The organism is Serratia sp. CY47444 (assembly GCF_052168635.1).
GTDB classification, from domain to species: Bacteria; Pseudomonadota; Gammaproteobacteria; order Enterobacterales; family Enterobacteriaceae; genus Serratia; species Serratia bockelmannii.
Genome location: NZ_JBJNMH010000002.1, coordinates 403,503 through 416,649, shown reverse-complemented (window position 1 = coordinate 416,649; position 13,147 = coordinate 403,503). Strand labels below are relative to the sequence as shown.

The 13,147-nt window shown below is 60.2% G+C and carries 17 protein-coding genes; 11 read left to right on the top strand and 6 right to left on the bottom strand.

Going from position 1 to position 13,147, the window contains the following annotated elements:
• Nucleotides 1–214 precede the first annotated feature (214 nt).
• A complete protein-coding gene (locus ACJ8IL_RS06270; RefSeq protein ID WP_173889037.1) occupies nucleotides 215–481 on the top strand; it encodes a hypothetical protein in 267 nt (88 codons plus the stop codon).
• Nucleotides 482–597: 116 nt separating this feature from the next.
• On the opposite strand, the gene ACJ8IL_RS06265 is transcribed toward ACJ8IL_RS06270, so the two are convergent.
• The gene (locus tag ACJ8IL_RS06265; RefSeq protein ID WP_038629078.1) at nucleotides 598–1,134 is read right to left on the bottom strand and encodes a DUF924 family protein; all 537 of its coding nucleotides are present in this window, start codon (nucleotides 1,132–1,134) and stop codon (nucleotides 598–600) included.
• Between the two features lie 157 nt (nucleotides 1,135–1,291).
• Here ACJ8IL_RS06265 and moeA point away from each other — a divergent pair, with 157 nt between their 5' ends.
• A complete protein-coding gene (moeA, locus tag ACJ8IL_RS06260) occupies nucleotides 1,292–2,530 on the top strand; it encodes a molybdopterin molybdotransferase MoeA (protein WP_060432730.1) in 1,239 nt (412 codons plus the stop codon).
• Nucleotides 2,531–2,532: 2 nt separating this feature from the next.
• Nucleotides 2,533–3,288, top strand: a complete 756-nt coding sequence (moeB, locus tag ACJ8IL_RS06255; RefSeq protein ID WP_049295269.1) for a molybdopterin-synthase adenylyltransferase MoeB — start codon at nucleotides 2,533–2,535, stop codon at nucleotides 3,286–3,288.
• A gap of 51 nt (nucleotides 3,289–3,339) precedes the next feature.
• Here moeB and ACJ8IL_RS06250 read toward each other — a convergent pair whose 3' ends face one another.
• Entirely contained in the window at nucleotides 3,340–4,932 is a 1,593-nt protein-coding gene (locus tag ACJ8IL_RS06250; RefSeq protein WP_025302134.1) for an ABC-F family ATPase, read from the bottom strand.
• Nucleotides 4,933–5,113: 181 nt separating this feature from the next.
• Between ACJ8IL_RS06250 and ACJ8IL_RS06245 the strand changes: the two genes are divergently transcribed.
• Together ACJ8IL_RS06245 and ACJ8IL_RS06240 are read left to right on the top strand one after the other, a co-directional pair.
• Nucleotides 5,114–5,758, top strand: coding sequence for a hypothetical protein (locus ACJ8IL_RS06245; RefSeq protein ID WP_442516418.1), 645 nt, complete (start codon nucleotides 5,114–5,116; stop codon nucleotides 5,756–5,758).
• A complete protein-coding gene (locus tag ACJ8IL_RS06240; protein WP_025302132.1) occupies nucleotides 5,755–5,970 on the top strand; it encodes a hypothetical protein in 216 nt (71 codons plus the stop codon). Before ACJ8IL_RS06245 ends, ACJ8IL_RS06240 begins: the two co-directional genes overlap by 4 nt.
• An 86-nt stretch (nucleotides 5,971–6,056) precedes the next feature.
• Here the strand turns inward: ACJ8IL_RS06240 and ACJ8IL_RS06235 are convergent, their stop codons facing one another.
• Entirely contained in the window at nucleotides 6,057–6,968 is a 912-nt protein-coding gene (locus ACJ8IL_RS06235) for an alpha/beta hydrolase family protein (RefSeq protein ID WP_435967733.1), read from the bottom strand.
• A gap of 91 nt (nucleotides 6,969–7,059) precedes the next feature.
• Here ACJ8IL_RS06235 and ACJ8IL_RS06230 point away from each other — a divergent pair, with 91 nt between their 5' ends.
• Nucleotides 7,060–7,491, top strand: coding sequence for a hypothetical protein (locus ACJ8IL_RS06230; protein ID WP_442516417.1), 432 nt, complete (start codon nucleotides 7,060–7,062; stop codon nucleotides 7,489–7,491).
• On the opposite strand, the gene cynR is transcribed toward ACJ8IL_RS06230, so the two are convergent.
• The gene (gene cynR / locus ACJ8IL_RS06225) at nucleotides 7,415–8,365 is read right to left on the bottom strand and encodes a transcriptional regulator CynR (protein WP_442516416.1); all 951 of its coding nucleotides are present in this window, start codon (nucleotides 8,363–8,365) and stop codon (nucleotides 7,415–7,417) included. The two genes, ACJ8IL_RS06230 and cynR, sit on opposite strands and share 77 nt — an antisense overlap.
• Before the next feature lie 114 nt (nucleotides 8,366–8,479).
• On the opposite strand from cynR, the gene ACJ8IL_RS06220 reads away from it, so the two are divergent.
• From ACJ8IL_RS06220 to ACJ8IL_RS06205, 4 genes are all read left to right on the top strand, one after another.
• A complete protein-coding gene (locus tag ACJ8IL_RS06220; RefSeq protein WP_049203432.1) occupies nucleotides 8,480–9,133 on the top strand; it encodes a carbonic anhydrase in 654 nt (217 codons plus the stop codon).
• 19 nt (nucleotides 9,134–9,152) lie between these two features.
• Complete coding sequence (gene cynS / locus ACJ8IL_RS06215; RefSeq protein WP_049208879.1) at nucleotides 9,153–9,623, top strand: cyanase; 471 nt, start codon at nucleotides 9,153–9,155, stop codon at nucleotides 9,621–9,623.
• A gap of 233 nt (nucleotides 9,624–9,856) precedes the next feature.
• A complete protein-coding gene (locus ACJ8IL_RS06210; protein ID WP_004939031.1) occupies nucleotides 9,857–10,114 on the top strand; it encodes a YjhX family toxin in 258 nt (85 codons plus the stop codon).
• A 58-nt stretch (nucleotides 10,115–10,172) separates the two neighbouring features.
• Nucleotides 10,173–10,679 (top strand): GNAT family N-acetyltransferase, encoded by a 507-nt coding sequence (locus ACJ8IL_RS06205; RefSeq protein WP_308369625.1) that lies wholly within the window; start codon nucleotides 10,173–10,175, stop codon nucleotides 10,677–10,679.
• Between the two features lie 32 nt (nucleotides 10,680–10,711).
• On the opposite strand, the gene ACJ8IL_RS06200 is transcribed toward ACJ8IL_RS06205, so the two are convergent.
• Nucleotides 10,712–11,209, bottom strand: a complete 498-nt coding sequence (locus ACJ8IL_RS06200) for an AAA family ATPase (RefSeq protein ID WP_308369626.1) — start codon at nucleotides 11,207–11,209, stop codon at nucleotides 10,712–10,714.
• Nucleotides 11,210–11,377: 168 nt separating this feature from the next.
• Entirely contained in the window at nucleotides 11,378–12,274 is an 897-nt protein-coding gene (locus ACJ8IL_RS06195) for a LysR family transcriptional regulator (protein WP_043143397.1), read from the bottom strand.
• A gap of 132 nt (nucleotides 12,275–12,406) precedes the next feature.
• On the opposite strand from ACJ8IL_RS06195, the gene ACJ8IL_RS06190 reads away from it, so the two are divergent.
• Nucleotides 12,407–13,138 carry an isochorismatase family protein gene (locus tag ACJ8IL_RS06190; protein ID WP_060447548.1) on the top strand — a complete coding sequence of 244 codons (732 nt, stop codon included), beginning with the start codon at nucleotides 12,407–12,409 and terminating at the stop codon, nucleotides 13,136–13,138.
• Nucleotides 13,139–13,147: the final 9 nt, after the last annotated feature.

The window sequence follows — 13,147 nt, the reverse complement described above, 5'->3', positions numbered from 1 at the left end:
TTCATCTTTTCGCCGGAAAGGCGCTGCGATTTTGGGTAATTCGCCGGACCTATACAGGGCCATGCAATTTTTAATATCCCTTCGTCAACGCTTTCCCCCTTGGCCGGTTTTATATAAGCTGAAGGAAAAATCGAGGCGTATTGCATTCGGCAAGGCTTTGCAAAACCTGACCTTCAGCCAGCCGACGAGATCTATGATAACTGAGGGTAATTAAATGAAAAAAAATGAAAAACCATCACGCATCCGTTTTTTTAATGCTGATGATGGCAGCGAAATTTTTGTAACCAAACTTAAGATAGTTTTGCCAAATGACGAAAGTTTTTTTACTGATACAACGCCCGGCCGCGAAGGCTCCATCGTATTTTTTACCCCCGTCAACCAGACCGATCCAGATGTCAAAACATTCACCATTGAGCCTGGCGCGTCTAATCTTTTCTCCGTAAATGTTTCTTCGGTCATAAAAGGCCAGAAACCGGAATGAAGGGGCCTTATATGCAGAGAGAGCGTATGGCCTTATATTTCCATACGGTGTTAACGCGCCTGGCATAATATCGCGCAGTCGGCTATTCGCCGCCGACTGCACGCTGGGGTAAATTGTCAGAACCCAGACCCCGGTTGCTGCAAAAAGGCCTCTTCTTCCGGCGTGCTGGTGCGCCCCAATATCGCATTGCGATGCGGGTAGCGGCCGAAACGATCGATGATCGCCTTATGCCGCAGCTCGAACTCCAACTGGTCACCGTTATTGAGCTCGGTATACAGCACCAGCGCCTGTTGGTGGATCAGCGGCGATTCCGAATGCATGAACGGCAGATAGAGAAAACCTCGCTGCTCGCGGCTCAGCCGTTCGCACTCGCCGCTGCGGATCGCCTCTTGCGCCAGGACCAGTGCCATGCCATCGCAGGCGAACGACTGCGGCGTGCCGCGGAACAGGTTGCGGCTGAACTGATCGAGCACGATCACCTCCGCCAGACGCCCCTCGATAGTGTCGCGCCAGTGCGCCAGCTCCCCCGCCGCCGCCGCCCGCCAGATTTCGCCAAAACGGCTGTGCAGCAGACGATCGAAATCGTCGTCCTTTTTAAACCACATCACCGGTTCGATCTCGTCGAACCAGAACTCGATAACCTGTTTATGCATCATGATCCTCCTCTGTTTTACCCAGTTTATACCCGTTCGCGCTTCCGGCGCAGTGCGAAAGATGGCGGGCATAACCCGTTCTCCCCCCCGGCGTTCTCTGCCATAATACCCGCACTTTGTCGCTATCAATGCGCACCCTGATTACGGAGTTCCCCTTATGGATCATTGCCATACTTCCGATCTCATCTCCCTGGAGCAAGCGCTGGAAAAAATGCTCGGGCAGATCGCCCCGCTGCAGCAGACCGAATCCGTCGCCCTGACCGCCGCCGCCGGCCGCATCACCGCCGCGCCGGCGGTCTCGCCGCTCGACGTGCCGCCGTTCGCCAACTCGGCGATGGACGGCTATGCGGTGCGCCTCGCCGATCTGGCGGCCAATGCGCCGCTGCCGGTCGCCGGGAAAGCCTTCGCCGGCGCGCCGTTCGACGGCGAATGGCCGGCCAACAGCTGCGTGCGCATCATGACCGGCGCGCCGATCCCGGCCGGGGCGGACGCGGTGATCATGCAGGAGCAGGCCGAAGTGAGCGACCAGGGCGTGCGTTTTACCGCACCGGTTGAAGCCGGCCAGAATATCCGTTTGGCGGGTGAAGACATTCGCCAAGGCGCGAGCGTGTTGCCAGCCGGCGTGAAGCTAGGCGCCGCGCAGCTGCCGCTGCTGGCTTCGCTCGGCGTCGCCGAAGTGCAGGTAATGCGTAAGCTGAAGGTCGCGGTGTTCTCCACCGGCGACGAACTGCAGCCGGTCGGCCAGCCGCTGCAGGCGGGCCAAATCTATGATACCAACCGCTTCGCGGTGCGCCTGATGCTGGAACAGCTGGGCTGCGAGGTGCTCGATCTCGGCATTATCCGCGACGATCGCGATGCGCTGCGCGACGCCTTCACACAGGCGGACAGCCAGGCCGACGTAGTGATCAGCAGCGGCGGCGTCTCGGTCGGCGAGGCCGACTACACCAAACAGATGCTGGACGAGCTGGGCCAGGTCAGCTTCTGGAAGCTGGCGATCAAACCCGGCAAACCGTTCGCCTTTGGCAAACTGGGCCACGCCTGGTTCTGCGGCCTGCCGGGCAACCCGGTTTCCGCCGCCCTGACCTTCTACCAACTGGTGCAACCGCTGCTGGCGAAGCTGGCCGGTCACAGTGACTGGCGCCTGCCGCCGCGCCTGCGCGCACGGGCGCTAACCCCGCTGAAGAAATCGCCGGGCCGCCTCGATTTTCAGCGCGGGGTGTTCAGCAGCAACGCCGCGGGTGAACTGGAGGTCAGCACTACCGGCCACCAGGGCTCGCACGTCTTCAGCTCCTACAGCCAGGGCAACTGTTTCATCGTGCTGGAGCGCGAACGCGGTTCGGTGGCGGTAGGCGAAACGGTGGAGATCGAGCCGTTCAACGCCCTGCTGAGGAGCTGAACATGCTGCCGGAATTGACCGACGCCGAAGCGCTGCGCTACAACCGCCAGATCGTGCTGCGCGGCTTTGACTTCGACGGCCAGGAGAAGCTGAAGGCCGCCCGCGTGCTGATCGCCGGGCTGGGCGGGCTGGGCTGCGCCGCCGCGCCATATCTGGCGGCGGCCGGCGTCGGCCATCTGGTGCTGGTGGATTTCGACACCGTCTCGCTCTCCAACCTGCAGCGCCAGATCCTGCACCGCGACGATCGCATCGGCCAGAGCAAAGTCGCCTCCGCCAGGCAGGAACTGAGCGCCATCAATCCGCATATTCGCATCGACGCCATCGACGGCCGTCTGGAAGATGACGCGATCGCGGCAGAGATCGCCGCCTGCGATCTGGTGCTGGACTGCACCGACAACGTGGCGGCGCGCGACGCCCTGAATCGCCTGTGCCACGCACAGCGCAAGCCGCTGGTTTCCGGCGCGGCGATCCGTATGGAAGGCCAGCTCAGCGTATTCACCTATCAGCCGGGCGAGCCCTGCTACCGCTGCCTGAGCCGGCTGTTCGGCGACAGCGCCCTCACCTGCGTCGAAGCGGGCGTGATGGCGCCGCTGGTCGGCACCATCGGCACTCTGCAGGCGATGGAAGCCATCAAGCTGCTGGCCGACTATGGTCAGCCGCTGCGCGGCAAGCTGTTGATGTTCGATGCGATGAGCATGCAGTTCCGCGAGATGAAGCTGCCGAAGGATCCGCACTGCGAAGTGTGCGGCGGGGCGTGACGGATAAAAAAAGGGCGGGATAATTCCCGCCCTGATGCGTTACCGCGAGGGTTACACGATGCCCTGGCTGCGCAGATAGTCTTCGTAGTTGCCGGTAAAGTCGATCACCTTGTTCGGGGTGATTTCCAGAATCCGGGTCGCCAGCGAGCTGACGAACTCACGGTCGTGGGAGACGAAGATCAGCGTGCCTTCGTACATCTCCAGCGCCATGTTCAGCGATTCGATGGATTCCATATCCAGGTGGTTGGTCGGTTCGTCCATCACCAGAATATTCGGGCGCTGCATCATCAGCTTGCCGAACAGCATGCGGCCCTTCTCGCCACCGGACAGCACCTTCACGCGCTTCTTGATGTCGTCCTGGCTAAACAGCAAACGGCCCAGCACGCTGCGCACCGCCTGCTCGTCGTCTTTTTCCTGCTTCCACTGGCTCATCCAGTCGAACACGGTCAGGGTGTCGTCGAACTCGTATTCGTGATCCTGCGCGTAATAACCGATACGGGCATTTTCCGACCACTTCACGGTGCCGCTGTCCGGCTGCGCGTCGCCCACCAGCGTTTTCAGCAGGGTGGTTTTACCGATGCCGTTGGCGCCCAGCACCGCGACCTTCTCGCCCACTTCCACCATCAGGTTCAGCTTGTTGAACAGCGGGCCTTCGTCGAAGCCCTTGGTGAGCGCTTCCACTTCCAATGCGTTACGGAACAGCTTCTTGTCCTGCTCGAAACGGATGAACGGGTTCTGGCGGCTGGAGGCTTTCACCTCTTCCAGCTGGATCTTGTCAATCTGGCGGGCGCGCGACGTGGCCTGCTTGGATTTGGAGGCGTTGGCGCTGAAGCGGCTGACGAACGACTGCAGCTCGCTGATCTGCGCTTTCTTCTTGGCGTTGTCCGCCATCAGACGCTCACGCGCCTGGGTGGCGGCGGTCATGTATTCGTCGTAGTTGCCCGGGTAGACGCGCAGCTCGCCGTAGTCCAGATCCGCCATGTGGGTGCAGACCATGTTCAGGAAGTGACGGTCGTGCGAGATGATGATCATGGTGCTATTGCGTTCGTTCAGCACCTGCTCCAGCCAACGAATGGTGTCGATGTCCAGGTTGTTGGTTGGTTCGTCGAGCAACAGGATTTCCGGATCGGAGAACAGCGCCTGCGCCAGCAACACGCGCAGCTTGAAGCCCGGCGCGATTTCGCTCATCGGGCCATAGTGCTGTTCCACCGGAATGCCCACGCCAAGCAGCAGTTCGCCGGCACGCGCTTCGGCGGTATAACCGTCCATTTCGCCGTAGGCCACTTCCAGGTCGGCTACTTTATAGCCGTCTTCTTCGCTCATCTCCGCCAATGCGTAGATGCGGTCGCGCTCTTCCTTCACCGCCCACAGTTCGGTGTGACCCATGATCACGGTGTCCAGCACGCTGTACTGCTCGAAGGCGAACTGATCCTGACGCAGTTTACCCAGGCGCTCGTTCGGATCGAGGAACACGTTGCCGCCGCTCGGCACCAGATCGCCGCCGAGGATTTTCATAAAGGTGGACTTGCCGCAGCCGTTGGCGCCGATCAGGCCGTAACGGTTGCCGCCGCCGAATTTAACAGAGATGTTTTCAAACAACGGCTTACTGCCGAACTGCATGGTGATGTTGTTAGTGCTTAACACAGCGCTCGCTCTTTATACATAGGGAATGTGATTTGGCGCGCATTATGCCACAACGGGGTGCAGAGATCGCGGGAAGTTTCGGTGACATTTTGAGCGTCAGGCTGGTGCCGTTTGCCGGTGGGCATTGGCTTGCGTACAAAAAGTCTGCTAGATTCGGCGGTTCATATTGAAAAGGATTTCTATGAAAAGCGTAAAGCAGATAGCCAACGACATGGCGGATGCCGTAAACATTGACAGCAATTTAGTGCGCGGGTTTGCACAAGGTTTTATCAGCGTACCGGTCGATTTCTACTACCTGGGCTACGACTATATTGATACTGAAAACAGATGGTTAAACTCGCAAGATAAAGAGCGATTTATCAGACTCATCAAGTCAGGCCTGGCCAATAAAGCAAGCATCGAGAAAGTGGCTCATATCTTCATCGAAAACTTCGCCAGTAAGGTCAAGTTTGAAGATGTTAAGGACATGACCATAAGAACATCAGGCAAACTCATCGGCAAATTCGCCTTTAATCAGTTAGCCACCGCAAACATGGGATATATATTCTCTAAACAAATCATCCCACGGCTTGTCTCCGGTGTTGCCGTTGGCTCAATTCTCACCGCTGGGGCAAGCATATCGCGCTCTGTCTATACATCACGCGACTTGAGGGCAAGAAACTCACGGATGTCTGATCAACTCAGACGCCTGGGAAACCTCGATCTGCTGTACTTTCTGTTAGAAAACAAAGTCCGACCATTCGAGGATGCCGTCTCGGTTTGGGAAAGAGATCGAAAGAAATTCAACCAAATTTGTCAGTACTTTTTTGCAAAGGTTAACGTATGAAGAACTTTATGCTGGCGGCTTTATCCAGAATTATTCAGGGCATTGGGTGCGGCGTTGTGGCCCTCTCGCTGTTAGCCATTGTCTGGTTCATGTTTTATTCCGACGATAGTTTTAAGTATCTGTGGGTTGCGACCTCCATAGCTGGAATTTTCTTAGGGTATTTCATTTTCAGGTTTGCGGTTAAAAAAATACACGACGGAAGCCCTGATTAAATAACATTGTGTTCAATTGAGCAGCAGATCACTCAGTCCAAAGAAACTCGCGTCAATTATTACATAGTTTGTCCTAATACCGACGCTCAGCGCAGCTGCTTCTCCAGCCACGCGCGCATATCCGCCACCACCCGCGTCATTTCACTCTCGCCATTTTCGCGCCGCATCACATGGTCTAAAGCCGGATAATTCAGGTAAGTGATATTCGTTTTGCCGTCGGCCCGCAGCTCGGCGATCATTTTCCCGACCGCCCCCGGCGAAACGGCGCGATCCTGGTCACCCTGCACGATCAGCACCGGCGTCTTGATGCTGCGCAGGGTGGCAAGCTGATCGATGTTCAGCATGCCATGCCACCAGGCATAGCCATGATCGCTGGCGTTCAGGGGGAACGGCGGCGCCGTCAGCACCTGCTGTAAAAATGCGTTCAGCCCGGCTTTCTCTTCTTTTGGCGCGTCGGCCACGCTGTGGCGCACATCGTCAATAAACCAGCGTCCGCCGCCGCTGAACGCCAGGGTGGCGTCAACCAGGCCCGAGGAGGCCGTCACCAGATTGGCGATCACCGCCCCTTCGCTGCCCCCCAGCACCGCGACCTTTTGATAGCCGTTGCGCACACTCACCGCCTGCAGTACCTGGGTGACATCGCTCACCCGCCGCTGCGGCGTATCATGCTGCACGAAAGCGTCCGGGCAATCCTGCCGCGGCACCTCTTCGCGGTACGGCAAGGTGTCGTCGATGCCGTATTTCTCCACCGTCAGCAGGTCTGCGGCGGGTAACACCTGCCGCATCGGCGTGACCAGGCGGATATGCCGCACGCTGTTGCAATCCGAACCTTGCAGGATCACCAACAGCGCCGCCGACGATTGCCCGGGCACCGCAGCGTCCAGATAGTAATGAATACTCGAACCATCCTCCCGCGGCAGCGTCAGCGCTGCAGATTGCGCCATCGCCAGCCCGCTCCACAGCGCCAATATGCTCAGCATGCCTGTCGCCACTCTCATCACTTGCTCCTCTTCCCTGTTGCGTTCGGTTAATTCGTCTTTTCTGGTCTACGCTTCATGCCAATCACTTTTCTGACAGGGAAGCCTTACCATGCCACACCTCTATAACACCGCACTGCTGATCGGCGCCGCGCTGAGCACCATCGCCGCCCTGTTGCATATTTGGGTGATCGCCGCCGGGCCGCGCGGCTATCGGCTGTGCGGCGCCGGCGATCGCTTCATTAAGGCGGCGGAAGCGGGTAAAAAGTTCCCGGCCGTCTTCACCGCCGGTATCGCGCTGATGCTGTTTATTTGGGCGCTGTATGCGCTTTCCGGCGCGGGCCTGATCGCGCCGCTGCCGCTGCTGCGGCCCGTGCTGTTTATCATTACCTTCATCTACCTGTTGCGCGGCGTCGCCGGCCCCTTCGCCCTGCGCGATACCGGCCGCAGCCAGCGTTTTATCGTCGTCAGCTCACTGATTTGCCTCGGCTTCGGGCTGGTGCATCTGCTGGGGATGACGCAGCGCTGGAGTGCGTTGGCGTAACGCCCTGTTGCTGCAAAACGGCGATAAACGCCTGCGCGGCGGCGCTGCGGTAAGCGCCTTTGCGCTGCAGCCATACCGCCTGTCGCACCGGCATGGCGTTGGCCAACGCCACTTTTTTCAACTGCCGGTTCTCGCGTGCAATGGCGGCTGGCAGCAGCGTGGCAAGCTGCCCGCGCCGCACGATCTCGACGATGGCGCCCAGCGCATTGGCCTCCACCGCCACCTGCGGCCGAAACCCCTGTTGCGTGCAGTAGCGATCGATAAACTGCCGCGTGGCGAAGTCGCCACTCAGCAAAGCCAGCGGCAGATGTTGCCACTCCGCCAGCGTCAGCGGCCGGCGATGCGCCGCCAGGGGATGATCGGCGCCGACCATCAGCTCCAGCGTCTCGCTGAACAACGGCGTGGCTTCTACCTCCGCCGACTGCGCCATCTCGAAGGCGATCCCCAGGTCCAGCAGATCCTGCGCCAGCAGCGCCTCGATCCGCTCTTGCGCCATCTCCTCAATGCTCAGGGTAATCCCCGGGTAGCGGCGGTAGAACGCATCGATCGTCGGCCCCACCAGATAGGCGGTGAAGGTTGGCGTCATCGCCAGCCGCAAATGGCCGCGCGCCAGCGTCGCCACGTCATGGATCGCCCGCGCGCCGGCGTCCAAATCCTGCAGCGCCAGCCGCGCATAGCGCATCCACGCCTCACCGGCGTCGGTCAGGCGCACGGCTCTGCCACTGCGATCGAACAACGGCGCTCCCAGTGCGTCTTCCAACTGCTTGATCTGCTGGGACAACGTCGGTTGCGAGACGTGCAACGCTTCGGCGGCGCGGGTGAAGTTGCCCTGTTCGGCAACGGCCAGAAAATAACGGATGTGTCGCAGCAGCATAGCGCCCCAGCTATTAGTAAAACCTATAGCCAGCATTATAAATGGGTCTTAGACCCTATAGCCAGAAGCGTTCATCATGCCGCCATCGCATAACGACACCCAATGGAGAAACGGATGAAAGAGGTGATTGAAGGCTTCCTGAAGTTCCAGCGCGAAGCCTTTGTTGAACGCACGGCGCTGTTTCAGCAGTTGGCGACCCGCCAAAACCCGCGCACCCTGTTTATCTCATGTTCCGACAGCCGCCTGGTGCCGGAGCTGGTCACCCAGCGCGAGCCGGGCGATCTGTTCGTGATCCGCAACGCCGGTAACATCGTGCCTTCTTTTGGCCCCGAACCCGGCGGGGTGACCGCCTCGGTCGAGTACGCCGTCGCTGCGCTGGGCGTAGAAGACATCGTGATCTGCGGCCATTCCGACTGCGGCGCGATGACCGCCATCGCCACCTGCCAGTGTCTGGATCACCTGCCGACGGTCGCCGGCTGGCTGCGTTACGCCGATTCCGCCAAGGCGGTCAACCAGGCTTATCCGCACGCCTCCGACGCAGCCCGGGTCGCATCGATGGTGCGCGAAAACGTCATCGCCCAGCTCAACAACATCAAAACGCACCCTTCCGTCGCCCTGGCGCTGGATCAGGGCCGCCTGGCGCTGCACGGCTGGGTCTATGACATCGCCAGCGGCGCTATCGAGGCGCTGGACGGCGAAACCCGCCGCTTCGTGCCGCTCGCCACCCATCCCGAGGTGACCGCCACCCCGGCGATCGCCCGTTTTTAAGCCCACAAAAGGAGTCAACATGACACACTCTCTGCACAACACCGCCCCGCGCGAAGCGCTCACCGACACCATCATGGCCGCCAAGATCCGCCATAATCTGACGTTCGAAGCGCTGGCCGAGGGCACCGGTCTCAGCCTGGCGTTTGTCACCGCCGCCCTGCTGGGGCAGCATGCGCTGCCGGAACCGGCGGCGCGCACGGTAGCGGCCAAGCTGGGGCTGGACGAAGAAGCGGTGCTGCTGCTGCAAACCATCCCGCTGCGCGGCAGCATTCCCGGCGGCGTGCCAACCGATCCGACCATTTATCGCTTCTATGAAATGCTGCAGGTTTACGGTTCCACGCTGAAAGCGCTGGTGCACGAGCAGTTTGGCGACGGCATCATCAGCGCCATCAACTTCAAGCTGGATATCAAGAAGGTCGCCGATCCGGACGGCGGCGAACGCGCGGTGATCACCCTGGACGGCAAATACCTGCCAACCAAGCCTTTCTAATTGGCCTTTCGCCGGCGGCCCGCGCTGCCGGCAAATTGACAGCCAACCGGCCATTGGCTACATTAACTGCGCTTAAACGCCGCCCTGGCGTTTTTCACTGCCCGAGGCCTGTATGTTGGAGATTGTAACCACCCGATAGTCGCTTCCTTGCCGTATGGCGAGGGACTCTGACGTATCCGACGCGCGTTTGCGCGGGGATGCGCGTATCTGGGGTTATTACAGGATCTCCCAACATGAACATTTCCAAAGCGGAACAACGCGTGCTGCACGTGTTGGCCAAAGGCGGCTATATCGCCTTCACCCGCAACGACGCCGGTCGCGTCACCCACGTCGAATGCTACACCCGCGAAGGGCTCGGCCTGGCCGACTGCTCGCTGGCCGTCTTCACCAAGCTCAAAACCAAACGCCTGATCCTCTCTCGCCAGGGGCGCCCTTATCGCGTCACCTTTGCCGGGCTCAAGGCCGTGCGTGCGCAGCTGGATAACCGTTAATCATCGATACCGGCCGGGCAGCCCGGTCGGCACAGCCTTATTTAATCAGGATACAACCATGAACATCACGTTACGCCACGAAACGCCGGCCGACGTCGGCACCATCGCCACCCTGACCGCCGCTGCGTTCCTGCATGCCGAACACAGCAGCCACACCGAGCAGTTTATCGTCAACGCGCTGCGTGCGGCAGGCGCTCTCACCCTGTCGCTGGTCGCTGAGCACAATGGCACACCGATCGGGCACGCGTCCGTCTCGCCGGTCACACTCAGCAACGGCACCGCCGGTTGGTACGGGCTGGCGCCGGTGTCGGTGCTGCCGGCCAGTCAGAACCGGGGGATCGGCAGCCGGCTGATCCGCCAGCTATTGGCCGAGCTGCAGGAACGGCACGCCGCAGGCTGCGTGGTGCTGGGCGATCCGAACTATTACGGCCGTTTCGGCTTCCAGGCGCAGACCGCGCTGACCCTGCCGGACGTGCCGCAAGACTACTTCCGCGCCATCGCCTTCCAGGGCGCGCTGCCGTGTGCGGAAGTCGCCTTCCACAACGCGTTTAACGCCGAAGCCTAACCCTGTTGCCGGCGCCGTCATGGCGCCGGTTTTCAGTTCTGTTCGCCATAACGCAAGACGGTCATCCCTTCCTCTTCCGTCGGGGGAACAAAGTACTGTGCCAGGCGCTCAAACTCCGCTTCGCTCAGTGTAAACGGATGCTCGCCGCGCGCGTTTCTCAGCGTTATCCGGCTCAGGCACTGCGCATGGCTGACGTCGAGAAAATGCAGGCAGTGCGCGACGCCGGCTTCCTCCGCCAAGGCTTTGGCCCAGCGCCGCCTGTCCGGCGTATTCATCGGAAAATCGAGCGCCACGGACCAACCGCCGCGCAGCAGCTGAACGAGGTGCCCGCCCAGCGCCCGCCGCAACCGGTCGGAACAGCGCGCGTAGTCTTGCAGACTGGCCATCTCCTGTTCATACAGCGTCGCCAGCCACGCATCTTCGCTCAGCAACAGCGTTTGCGGTTGCTGCGCCAAACTCTGCGCCAGCGTCGATTTGCCTGCGCCGGCCTTGCCGCACATCAGGTGTAAAACTGCAGGGTGGGTTTGCATGACGTTCTCCGGTCGTTGCCGGAAGGGGATAAAAAAACCCGCCTGCCGGCGGGTTTTTATTGGCGACACACGCGCTATCCCACCCTTTGGAGAAGGGGGATAATAATTTGCGCGAATGGGCGGTAGGATTTTTTCATAGCTGATGAATATGACAACCGTGCACCGTTGTCAATTCGCCATCATCAATCCCTGTTCTCGCACAAACTCGGTGAATAAACTCACTTTCTGCTGCACATGCCGGCGCGTCGGGTAAACCGCGAAGACCTGATGCACGTCGGCAATCTGTTCAGGGAACAGCCGCACCAGTCTGCCGGCAGCAATCTCGGGATCCGCCACAAACGACGGCAGCGAACCGATGCCCAGTCCCGCCACCAGCATATCCCGCAGCATCAGGCTGTTGTTGGCGATCAGCCGGGGAGTGAACGTCACGCTCAGGCTCTCCTCGCCGGCGGTGAACTGCCACTGCCCCGGCTTTTCTGCCAGGGAATAGGCCAGACAGCTGTGCCGCGGCAATTCATTGGGCGTTTGCGGCACGCCGTGCTGCGCCAAATAGCCGGGCGCGGCGCAAATTCGCTGGTGCACGTCACCCAGCGCCCGGGCGCTGAGGGAAGAATCCGGCAGCCGTCGGCGAATGCGCAAGGAAATATCGAAACCGGCCGCCACTACGTCCAATACCCTGTCGTCCAGCGTCAGTTCCACCTGCAGCTGCGGGTAACGTTGCATAAACGGCGGCAGCAGCGGCGACAGCACCGTCAGGCCGAACGAGAGCGGCGCATTGACCCGCAGCGTGCCGGAGACCTGCTGCGCGCTGGCGGCAACCGTCTGCTCCAGCGCGTCGAACTCGCCAAGCAACCGGCAGGCTTCCTGGTAATAGAGCTGCCCGGCTTCGGTCAGGCTCATGCTGCGGGTGGTGCGCACCAGCAACAGCGTCCCCAACCGACTTTCCAACTGCTTAATCTGCTTGCTCAATGCCGCCGGCGTGATCGCCAGATCCTCCGCCGCCTTATAGAAACTGTTGCGCTCAACCACGCGGCGAAAGGCGCGCATCGTCAGTAGCACGTCCATATTATATCCTTCAGGTTAATTATTAATTCAATAAACCATAGATTATTAACCAAATAAATATCAGTAGACTTCATTCAACCGCTTCCCTGAGTGGGACGTGAATTTAATCTACTGATAATCATGGAGTTAATAATGAAAAAGACCCTAATCGCCCTGATGCTCGGCCTGAGCGCCGCCACCGCTCCCGTCGCCGCGCTGGCGCAGTCCCCCGCCGCCGATAGCCGCCAGGCGGGTTATGTGCAACCGCTGACCGCCGACAACAGCCTGTTGCTGCTGGTCGATCTGCAGGACATGTTCGGCATGACCATTTCCTCTATCGATCAAACCAACCTGGTGAATAATGCCGCCGGCATCGCCAAGGCCGCCAAGGTGTTCAACGTGCCGACCATTCTGGCCTCGGCCAACGCCAAAAGCTTCGCCGGGCCGGTATTCCAGCAGGTGACGCAGGCACGCCCGGATCTGCAGGTGTACGATCGCACCGCCATCAACGTCTGGCAGGATCGGCGCGTGGTGGATCTGATCAAACAATCCGGCCGCAAGAAAATCATCATCGGCGGGCTGTGGACCGCCAGCTGCGTGATGCTGCCGGCGCTGTCCGCTCTGGGCGAGGGGTATGAGGTCTACATATTGTCGGACGTCACCGGCGACATTACGCCAGATAGTCAAAACAACGCCATGCAGCGCCTGATACAGGCAGGCGCCACCCCTATCAACTGGGTGGCGTTGATGCTGGAATGGCAGCAGGACTGGAGCCGCAAGGCCACGGCGGGGGGCGTATTGCAGATCGCCCGCGACCACGGCGCCGCCTGGGGAATGGGCGCCCGCTACGCCGGGGCGATGAAGGTGGGCAGCGAAGCGAAATAAGCGGGTGAA